Genomic DNA, 8,076 nt, shown 5'->3' on the forward strand with positions numbered 1-8,076 from the left:
TTCAAGCGCGGGGTTTCACGGCCAGGGCCTGCGCGACGCTGCCGGGCGCGGCCTGGATGAGTTCGACGGCCAGGCCGTCGGGCAACTGCAGCCAGTTGCGGCCTTGTGGGAGCGCTTTCACGCCGAAGGGCTGTGCCGCTGCGATGGCCGCCTCCAGGTCATCGACCATCACTCCCAGGTGGGCCAGCCAGCCGGCCTCGACGCTCGGTGCCGCTGAAAACCCGGGCGTGGCCATCAACTGCATGCCCCCGACGGTCCAGTATTGGCGTGGGTCGTCGGTCGGGCCGTCGATCTCGCGCACGTCCATACCCAGCACTTCATGGAAAAACCGGATGTGCCAGTGGATGTCGCTGACGCGCACCGCCACGTGTTCAACGTAGGCCCGGGTGGGCGGCGTGAAGGTGGTGTTCATGCCAAAGTCCTTTCAATGCCTTTGATGCAGGCGACCAGGGTCTGGTTGACGGGGGTGGGTACGCCGCAGCGCTGACCCCAGCGAACCACGGCCCCGTTGATGAAGTCGATCTCGGTGATGGAGCCTTTCTCCAGACTCTGCAGCATGGAGGTCTTGAAGTCGTCGGGCAGGCCGGCGCTGGCCTTGAGCCAGGCATCGCGCGGGTCGCTGTAGCTGAGTCTCACGCCAGAGGCAGCGGCCACGTCCATGGCTTCCTGCACCGCGGCGATGGCCGTGGTGGCGATTTCGGGAATGCGGTAGAGCGGACCATAGGGCAGGCGCGTGATGCCGCTGAGCGCGCCGGTGGAGACGTTGATGAGCAGCTTGTCCCACATGGTGCCCATGATGTTGTCGCTCACCGTGGTGACCAGGCCCGCACGGTTGAAGGTGGTGGCGATGCGACGTGCACGTTCGCTGACGTGACCATCCAGCTCGCCGATCAGGGTCTCTTTGCCCTTCACGCCGCTGATGATCCGGCCCGGCGCCAGCAGCACCCCGCCCACGTAGGTCTTGCCCGCGAGCACATGTTCACGTCCCACCAGTTCAGCCAGGATGTCTTCGTGGCCCAGACCATTCTGGAGCGACAAGACCATGGTGTCCGGCCCCACCAGAGCCACGGCGTTCGAAACCGCCTCATGGGTGTGAAACGACTTGACCAGCACGATCACCAGGTCCACTGCGGCCAAACCCTGGGCGGTGGTCGCGGCCGCCGTTCGCACCACGTGTTCGCCCTCGGGCGTGCGCATGACGAGACCGTGACGATTGATCGCCTCTACGTGGGCGCGGTTGCGGTTGATCAGCACCACCTCGTTGCCAGCCTTCGCCAGCGTGCCGCCGATGGCACAACCCAGTGCGCCCGCGCCGAGAACTGCAATTCTCAAAACCGTCTCCTCGTTCGATGAGGGCGGATTCTGATGTCGCAGTGGTATTCAGTCTATGCAATCAATAGAATAATAAGCATTGTGTTTTTTAATTTTCATGACAACACAACCGGTTGTCACCACAACCTGCCCGTGCGATGGATGCCAGCAATCTCGACATCAAGAACCTGCGTTTATTTGAGTTGCTTTACACGACCGGTAGCGTGACCCGCACCGCTGAGGCGCTGGGGTACAGCCAGCCGACCGTGAGCATTGGCTTGGGGCGACTGCGTCGGGAATTCAATGACCCCCTGTTCGTTCGTACGGCGCAATCCATGCAGCCCACACCCAGGGCGGACGCGTTGATCGCCACCGTGCGCGAGGTGCTGGACGGGATGCGGCGCCTGTCCGAAGCGGAACAGGTCTTCGACCCCAAACAATCGGATCGCACGTTCAGGATCTTCATGACCGACGCAAGCCACGTCACCTTGTTGCCCAAGTTGTTCACCCACGTCAGGGCGCTGGCGCCCAACGTGAAATTGGAGGCGGCTTCCATCGGACCACAGATGGTGGCCGAGTTGCAGTCGGGCGAGGGTGACCTCGCACTGGGCTTGATTCCGGGGCTGGACGCGGGTTTCTATCAACAGGTGCTGTTTGATCAAACATGGATATGTCTGACCAACCCGAGGCACCCTCGCCTCAAGAGCGCCATTTCATTGGCGGACTACGTCAACGCCAACCATGTGGGTATCGTGGCGGGAACGGGTCAGACCTTGCTGGAGGCCACGCTCAAAGAGCTGGGCGTCGAGCGCAAGGTGGCTTTGAAACTGCCCGGTTTTCTTGGCTTGTCGGCCATTTTGCTGAGCACCGATCTGGTGGCCACGCTGCCACAACACATAGGCGAAACACTGGCCCGCGCTGCAGGTCTGCGGGTGTTGCCATGCCCTTTTGAGATTCCGTCCTTCACCGTGAAGCAGCACTGGCACGGGCGCTACCACCACGATCCGGCCAACCGCTGGCTGCGCAGTGTGTGCGCCGAGTTGTTCCTGCGCTCCAATCGATAGCCTGAATCCCTCGGTTGCAGCCACAGGGTCTGTGTTATGTGCCCAGCCAGTTGGGCTGGCGTTTTTCGGCGAATGCCCGAGGTCCTTCAATGGCATCGAGGCTGGCCAGCATCTGTCGCGCCAATGGGTAATTGGAATGCATCGTGTTGGACAGATCGGCGTCCGCCAGACTTTGAAGCATCACTTGTTTTGACGCCTGAACGGCCAATGGAGCGCAGGCCAGGATGTCGGCCGCCAGCTCGCGTGCGCGTTTCATCACCTCCGCTTTGGGCACCACTTCATTGAGCAGTCCAATACGCTGCGCCTCCGCCGCGGATATCCGGCTGCCTGTGAGCACGAGTCGCATGGCGTCTTTCATGCCAATCTGCCGAGGCAGGCGCTGCAGCAGGCCGCCGCCCAGGGCGGCCAGCCCCACGCGGGGTTCGGGCAAGCCAAACTCTGCGTGATCTGCCGCAACGGCGATGTCACAGGCCGCCAGAATTTCGACGCCGCCGCCGAGACAGAGCCCATTGACCGCCGCAATCAGCGGTTTCCACAAGTCGAACCTGTGGGTGATGCCGGCAAAGCCCGTCGTCGGTTTGCTGTGGTCTCCGTCGGCGGCCAGCGTTTTCAGGTCCGTGCCGACGCAGAACGCCCGCTCGCCTGCGCCGGTGACGATAGCAACCCGCAACGATGGATCGGCCGCATAACGATCAAAGGCGTCGGCCAGCTCTTGGTGCGCTGCCGGGTGAAGCGCATTGAGCACCTCTGGCCGGTTCAAGGTGAGGACCAACAAGGGGCCCTCGATGTCGTAGCTGCAGTAGCGGTAGGGGGCTGTTGACATAGTGGATGGCGTTGACCCCGTACAGCGGGGCCTGCGGGTCGCATGTTAGGACGAGCGGGTGCCGGTCGGTCATGGGTGTGGGCGAATACCCCCCCCCTTTGGCTAGAGCCATGCTCGGCAGCCAGCGGCACGCCAAAGTGCGGTCATTTGCTGGATTTATTGAAATTTCCAATGTTATGTATGGTTTTTGTTTTATTTTCAAATTTTATGGCGACACATAGAGTCGGCGCCGGCTTGTCAAGAGTCACACATTCCATTGGAGACACCATGAAACAATTGCTCAAAAAAACCGCCACGATCACGACCATCGCCGGCTTGTCGGTCGTCGCGCAAGCTCAATCCGTGCCTATTTTTGGGCTGGTGGAGCTCTCAGGTCCAGGCACCACCGCAGGCGTGAATTTCGACAACGGTGTGAAGTTGGCGGTGAAGGAAATCAACGCCAGTGGCGGCATTCTGGGTCGCAAAGTGGACTACACATCGTGGGACACGCAAACCCAGCCCGGTGTGGCCAAGGCGCTGGCAGCCAAGGCGATTGACCAGGGCGCGCCGCTGGTGATCGGCCCGGTGTTCTCCGGGTCGATTCTGGTCTCGATGGGCGAAACGCGTCGGGCGGAGATTCCCAACATCATTGGGGGAGAGGCCGCCGCGATCACGCAGCAAGGCAACCCGTACGTGTACCGTGCCTCTTTCACGCAGGCGGCTGCGATGCCCAAGGTCGCCCGGTATCTGAGCGACAACATGAAAGTCAAGTCCTTGGCCGTCATCTACGTGAACAACGACTTTGGCAAGGGTGGTCGCGACATGATCACGAAAGCTGCCGAGGCCCGGGGCATCAAGATCGCCGTGGACATCTCCACTGATCAAGGACAGGTCGATTTCTCCAGTGCCATTCTGAAGGCCAAGCAAGCCAACGCAGACGCATTGTTCGTTTACACCAACGAAGAAGAGTCCGCCCGCCTGCTGAAGGACTTGCGCAAGCAGGGTTTCGACAAACCGGTCGTGGGAGAAACCACCTTGGCCAACGACAAGGTCATTGAACTCGCTGGAGACGCTGCCAATGGCGTGATTGCTCACGTAGGCCTCACTGCCGATGCGCCAAACTCCACGGTGCAGGCTTTTGCTCAACGCTACATGGCCGAGTACAAGTACAAGGCCGACCACAACGCGATGAAAGGCTACATCGGCATGCACGTGGCGCGTGCAGGCTTTGACAAGGTGGGAAAAATCGACTCAAAAGCCTTTGCCAAAGCGATGCCTGGCCTCAGCATCGCTGCGTCCAAATACCCGGGAGTCTTGTTTGATGTGACCTACGACGACAAAGGGGATCTCGACCGCGAGAGCTTTTTCGTCAAGGTTGTGAACGGGAAAACGCAAGTGATCGACACGCTCAAACCGGTCAAGTAAACATCAGCGCGGGCCAGGTATGTGTCGGCAGATTGTTCAGACAGCAGCGCCAGGATCCAGCGCTGCACCAGCAGCACCGGGCCCTCGGCCTGGGGTTTGTCACGCGGATGCGGGGGCCAAGCGCCCGGGCTGGCGCAGCTGTGGTGCTTTGCGAACTCCTCGTGGCTGCGATTCTCGGGTTCGTAGCGGTCGGGACGCCTGATCAGCGCACGGGTCTGGTCAGGCTCCATCGGTCTGGAACCCCGCCGAAGGATTGGGGTGCCTGGACCTGGGCACCGATCCAGTCGGCGGTGGTCTGGCACGGTGTGGTGCAGGTGCAGTTCGACGCACCCAGTGTGGCCACGAAGATCTGGGCCTGCGTGATTTCGCCCGTGCTTGCATCGATGATGGGAACGGTGGAGCCGTCGTAGTCGACGAACAGGTTCTCCCAGGCGATGTGGACCTGCCGCATCGAGCGTGCCTGGGTCTTGGCGAACTCGCTGTGTGTGACGCAAGAGCTGGCGTGCGATTCCCAGGGCGGCATCAGCGTGACGCCGGGGCGCTTGAGTTCCTGGTGGGTCGGGTCGAAAGTCGGGGGCCAGTTGGAGGCTCACCCGTGGCACCGCCGGACGGTACAGGCGTGACGCCAGTTCGGCGTGATCCTGGTCGTCGGCCATGGCGCAATCCTCGCCAGCAACCTTGGCCATGCGCAGGGAAGGGGAGGCGCTTGGGCGCCATTCAAAGGGTAAAGAACCCCGAACAACGTGGTCGGTGAGCGTGACGCTGTGGCGTACGGCGTCAGATCAGTTCAATCGGCGTCTTGGAGGTCCCCAGCACTCAGGCGGTGCTCGACCTCAGCGTTTGGATCTCGGTGATCACCTGGACAGCGGATGGAAGAGGTGCCACAACCAGTCAATACGGGAAAGTCCCATGTTAGTGCATGCATAAATGTTTGACGCATAGTTCGTTAACACCTAAAGTAAATAGCACTGCACAGAATCGCGACCAAATCAAATCAGCGGCGCACTGTTCTGGTTGTGACGCTCACTCTCAAGGTGAGCGAATGGCGCGCCGCATCACGCTGCGCCGAGTATTTCATTGGCCGTTTGTGCAAGAACAAACTGTGGTCGTTCGTGCCAGCAGCTGCACATCCGTCTCCCGAGGTGGGCCGCCATCAGCGCCGCCACTTCACTCGTGGAAAAAGCAGAGGAACAAATGCAAAAAGCTCAAAGAAAGCATGCCCTGATACTGGGCGTATCGGCCGCGCTAGCGGTCGGAATGATCGCCTGTGGGGGCTCTTCAGAGCCTACCGCAGACACGATTTATGTCAACGCCAAGGTGCTTACCGTGAACGCAAAGGATTCTGTTGCAGAAGCCTTTGCCGTGAAAGACGGAAAGTTTCTTGCGGTGGGTACACGCGCCGAAATAGAAAAGCGGGTTACCGCGGACACAAAGACGGTTGACCTGGGTGGTCGTACCGTTATTCCCGGCTTAAACGATGGGCACTTGCACGGCGTAGGAGGCGGGCCAGGCATCAATCTCTCGAAGACAAGGACAATCGCAGAGGTATTGGTCCAAATTTCGGCAGCAGTAAGCAGGGCCTCGCCGGGAGACGTCCTCCAAAGCAATTCCGATTGGCATGAGGCACAGCTCAAAGAAGTGCGGATGCCAACCATTGCCGAACTGGACTCTGTCGCTCCAAACAACCCGCTCGTACTGCATCGTGGAGGATTGACTGCCATGCTCAATACCGCTGCGTTGGCAAAGTGGAACATCACTGCGAGCACCGTTTCGCCCCCCGGGGGATTGATCGGCAAAGACGCAGCAGGCCAGCTTAACGGCCTTCTGATCAACAATGCCCGATCATTGATGACACTGCCTCCGCCAGCTACGTTTGGCTCCGAGGCCTTGCTGCAAATGCAAAGCATGCTGAACTCGCTTGGTATCACTTCCGTACGGATACCAGGCATGTTTACAGGGACCACCGTGCCCGCCGCCTATCCGCTGATCCGTGAACTTCAGCGGCAAGGCAAGTTGACGGTGCGCTACCAAATGCTGCTCAATTCCATGGCACCAGTGAGTACGGTCGAACAAGTGCAGGGCATCTTGACCAACGCCAAGCTTGCTCAAGGCACTGGGGATGAGTGGGTCCGAATTTGGGGCGTGAAAACCTCGGTAGATGGCGGTTTTGAAGGCGGCTACATGTCCCAGCCATACAACGAGCCATACGGAAAAGACGGCACTTTCTTTGGTCTTCCCCTAGTCTCTGCACAGGCATATGAGGCGGTATCTCGCGAGTGGGCCAAAAACGGCTACCGCGTTGCGGTGCACGTCGTAGGCGATGCAGCGCTCGACCAGGTGCTCAATGTATGGGAGAAGATGGATGCGGAAAAGCCGGGCGCTGTGAACGGGTGGACCATCGAACATGCGTTCGTTGTCCGTGCGGAGCAACTCGACCGCATCAAGGCGCTGGGCGTTTCGCTGTCGGTGCAAGCGCACTTGTATGTGGCAGCGCCTGTACTGTCGAACTACTGGGGGCATGACCGAGCCGAACATGTGACTCCAGTACGGACATTCCTGAACAAGGGATTCAAGCTTGCAGGAGGAACAGATTCAGGCAACATGCCCGTCAACCCGTTCTGGGCGATGTACCACTTCATCACACGCGACACCATAAGCGACGGTGTCTACGGTGCAAGCGAACGCGCGACGCGCCAGGAAGTGTTGCGTATGTTCACCATCAACAATGCCGAGCTGAATGCCGAAGCAAATACAAAGGGATCTATCGAGGTCGGCAAGCTGGCGGATTTTGTTGTGATTTCGGGCGATTACCTCACGGTGCCTGAAACAGCCATTGAAGACCTGCGCGCCGAGGCCACATACGTGGGCGGCCGACAGGTGTACCGGGACATGGCCTCGTCAGTTCCAATGCAGTGATGACATGCAGGCTGCGTCGCCCCGTTTGCACGTGCATCATGGGCGCGCCTCGGGCGCCCAACTGATCTGCGCGCTTGGATGATTCTCGACTGGGGGAGCGGCACTACGTGACCCCGGTCGAGGAATCGGAAGAAGCCCTTCGGCTGACTGTCCGGTGGAACTGTCCGCCACCAGGCTCAGCCGGATGGTGCCGCTGCCGATGGACTGGGACGAGCAGAGGCAACTGCTGGGCATGGCCTGAGCGTCAGCGCCGCGTCCACCACACCCAGGCGCCGATCAGCGCTGCAATCCACAAGGCGACGATGAGCACGACGCCAAGCTTGCTGACGGGCTTGCGCCCATGGGACAACATCCAGTCGTCCGCTTTCTCTCGGCTGTCCTCGATCACCACGGGCGGCAGCAGTTTCACGGCCAGCCAGATCAACGCGGGCAACAGCAGCGCGTCATCGACGTAGCCCAGCACCGGGATGAAATCTGGAATGAGGTCGATGGGGCTCAGGGCGTAGGCCACGACAAAGGCGCACAAGGCCTTGACGGCCGCGATGGATACGGCCACCT

8 protein-coding genes are annotated in these 8,076 nt (G+C 60.3%); 3 read left to right on the forward strand and 5 right to left on the reverse strand.

The window, feature by feature from the left end:
- Position 1: 1 nt before the first annotated feature.
- Both AAHB17_RS19705 and AAHB17_RS19710 read right to left on the reverse strand, forming a co-directional pair.
- A complete protein-coding gene (locus AAHB17_RS19705; RefSeq protein WP_342132554.1) occupies positions 2-412 on the reverse strand; it encodes a VOC family protein in 411 nt (136 codons plus the stop codon).
- Positions 409-1,332: a ketopantoate reductase family protein gene (locus AAHB17_RS19710; RefSeq protein ID WP_342132555.1), complete on the reverse strand. Its 924-nt coding sequence runs from the start codon at positions 1,330-1,332 to the stop codon at positions 409-411. Before AAHB17_RS19710 ends, AAHB17_RS19705 begins: the two co-directional genes overlap by 4 nt.
- Before the next feature lie 137 nt (positions 1,333-1,469).
- Here AAHB17_RS19710 and AAHB17_RS19715 point away from each other — a divergent pair, with 137 nt between their 5' ends.
- The gene (locus tag AAHB17_RS19715; RefSeq protein ID WP_342132556.1) at positions 1,470-2,375 is read left to right on the forward strand and encodes a LysR family transcriptional regulator; all 906 of its coding nucleotides are present in this window, start codon (positions 1,470-1,472) and stop codon (positions 2,373-2,375) included.
- Between the two features lie 34 nt (positions 2,376-2,409).
- Here AAHB17_RS19715 and AAHB17_RS19720 read toward each other — a convergent pair whose 3' ends face one another.
- Positions 2,410-3,198 (reverse strand): enoyl-CoA hydratase-related protein, encoded by a 789-nt coding sequence (locus tag AAHB17_RS19720; protein WP_342132558.1) that lies wholly within the window; start codon positions 3,196-3,198, stop codon positions 2,410-2,412.
- A gap of 267 nt (positions 3,199-3,465) precedes the next feature.
- Between AAHB17_RS19720 and AAHB17_RS19725 the strand changes: the two genes are divergently transcribed.
- Positions 3,466-4,602: an ABC transporter substrate-binding protein gene (locus AAHB17_RS19725; RefSeq protein ID WP_342132559.1), complete on the forward strand. Its 1,137-nt coding sequence runs from the start codon at positions 3,466-3,468 to the stop codon at positions 4,600-4,602.
- Between the two features lie 202 nt (positions 4,603-4,804).
- Here the strand turns inward: AAHB17_RS19725 and AAHB17_RS19730 are convergent, their stop codons facing one another.
- Entirely contained in the window at positions 4,805-5,125 is a 321-nt protein-coding gene (locus AAHB17_RS19730) for a hypothetical protein (RefSeq protein WP_342132560.1), read from the reverse strand.
- Between the two features lie 671 nt (positions 5,126-5,796).
- Between AAHB17_RS19730 and AAHB17_RS19735 the strand changes: the two genes are divergently transcribed.
- The gene (locus AAHB17_RS19735; protein ID WP_342132562.1) at positions 5,797-7,518 is read left to right on the forward strand and encodes an amidohydrolase; all 1,722 of its coding nucleotides are present in this window, start codon (positions 5,797-5,799) and stop codon (positions 7,516-7,518) included.
- Positions 7,519-7,762: 244 nt separating this feature from the next.
- Here the strand turns inward: AAHB17_RS19735 and AAHB17_RS19740 are convergent.
- The coding region (locus tag AAHB17_RS19740; protein WP_342132563.1) for a YkvA family protein at positions 7,763-8,076 on the reverse strand (314 nt) is incomplete at its 5' end.

The sequence above is a fragment of the Hydrogenophaga sp. OTU3427 genome, from assembly GCF_038440225.1.
Lineage (GTDB): Bacteria > Pseudomonadota > Gammaproteobacteria > Burkholderiales > Burkholderiaceae_C > Hydrogenophaga.